At 58.7% G+C, this 1898-nt stretch carries 1 pseudogene; it reads right to left on the minus strand.

Annotation, left to right across the window (positions count from 1 at the left end):
- Nucleotides 1-1683: 1683 nt before the first annotated feature.
- Nucleotides 1684-1898 (minus strand): annotated as a pseudogene (locus AWB68_RS47855) (hypothetical protein); the annotation flags it as partial.

Here is a 1898-nt window from a genome sequence, read left to right on the forward strand (position 1 = left end):
TAGCTTGTTCTCATCTGCTAACAACGCTTGCACCGCCCAGTCCGATGACATCAGATTTCTGCCGCGCACACTCCTAGCTGAATCTGTCGGGAGCACTCGACATGCTCGCAAGCGTCGCGGCTTCGGGAATGTGGGGCACACAGCATGGAACGAAAATCCGCATCAACGAGTTATGCCCTGAGTGTGTCTGCTGAAGGCTCTGCGCACCGTATAGCGCCGCGCTAGTTTTCAGTGATACCGGATCGCATGTCGAGGCCGCTTCGCACTCCGCGCAGAAATCGAAAAACATGGGAATCGCCGCCAGCGGCCCAGACATTGATGTGGTCCGCGCCTTGAAATGAGCACGAGTTGCTTCGGTTTTCGTGCGGAGGCGTGAGTGCGTAGGCCTCGGAGATTCCCTTTTCGCGATGCGTCCGCTGGCCGCCCGGCAGGACGCTTCGCCAGCCGCGCTGCGTTTGGCTATTCGGCGAACTGTCGACGGTGTGTCGGTCGACACCGTCAGACGCAAGGGTCCGATCGGCATCGAACCGTTTGATGTCGTATTGAAGCATTCGACGGCATTGCTCACTTCGTATCGACGCTCTAGTACTACAGCCGTGTGCGACACGTGTCGCCGTCCGCCGAGCGTCATTCGGCATGCAACAACGGATGGCAAAGCTCGATTCTGCCTTGTCACATTCAATACCGGAACATTGGAGGTTGGAGCTGTGACCTGCTGTGCGACCAGCAGTTGCCTACCCGAGCGTGCGCGACTGGTAACGGTCGGGTTCGAAGCTTCGGGAACAACGTACCCTCCCTATGGGCGGCTCACCCGGGTGACCGGGAAGGGATCGACACTGCCAGCAGCCGCGCGGTGTGGGGGCCAGGCAAGTTCCGCATGCGCAACGTAAGTGAACCGTCGTCGAATCCTCGTTAAGTACGCAGAGCCAAAGCTGCTGACAGGCTCTAACCAAAAGGTGGATGGCCGGTTGTTTCCCTACGGCTTGGGGCACGTCGCCAAAGCGCCATCGGGGAATAGGCGGGCGCTAAACGGACAGGTCCGGGAACATTCGGGCCGGCAGGACTGGGAACGTGGTAACCCCGATTTCCCGCCCTTGCTCCAATGTACCGGAGTGGCGGCAGGTGACCCGCAAGGGAAGCTATTGGGGAAGCGGGCATGAGAACGCGGAGAAAGCGAATGACGACCCGTAGTGGGTCGTATAGGGGTTCGAGATTTGCCCCGACCTGAAAGGGTGCAGACTTCCGCGTGGTGCAGTTGTCGCAAGCCAGCATTTGAGATTCAACGAAGGGCAGCTTGTGAGTGACCGGTCTGACTTCGGTTCAGCGCCCTTCGCCTGAGCAATGAGGCGAATTAACGATGTGACGTTTGCGAAGGGCTTGTGCTGCAATGGCAAGACCGGCGTCAGTATGGCGCTTAACGCTGTGCTCGAGCTGTATGCAGGGAAACTTGCACGTACAGTTCTTCGGGGGCCGTGTTTCTGAGAGGGAACGCGGCTACCCACTAGATGCTAACTGGCAGGCGGGGCAAAACCACGGCGTCGGTAATGGGACTGTTGCGCGCGCCACTGGTGAATACGTCGCCAAATTGACCATGCAATGACATGATCGATCGGGTGGACGGCGCGCCATAACAGGCGACATAACAGTCGACGAATTTCCTGCGGGCTGAGGGGCATCATGCCTTCAGGAGTTTTTTTTACCCTCGATCCGAAGGGTGACGAGTACTGCGTGCGCCAGAAGTGCCAGGGTGATGTGGCGGTACCACCCGCGCCATTGGCGCACCTCATACTGATCCAGACCGCACTCCCCCTTGGTCGCTTCGAACAAGGGTAAGTCATTCTGCCCGTCAACATCTCTCGCATGACATCGTAGTGCGCTACCGCTTTCACCCCCTTGTG

It is taken from the genome of Caballeronia choica, assembly GCF_001544535.1.
GTDB lineage: Bacteria > Pseudomonadota > Gammaproteobacteria > Burkholderiales > Burkholderiaceae > Caballeronia > Caballeronia choica.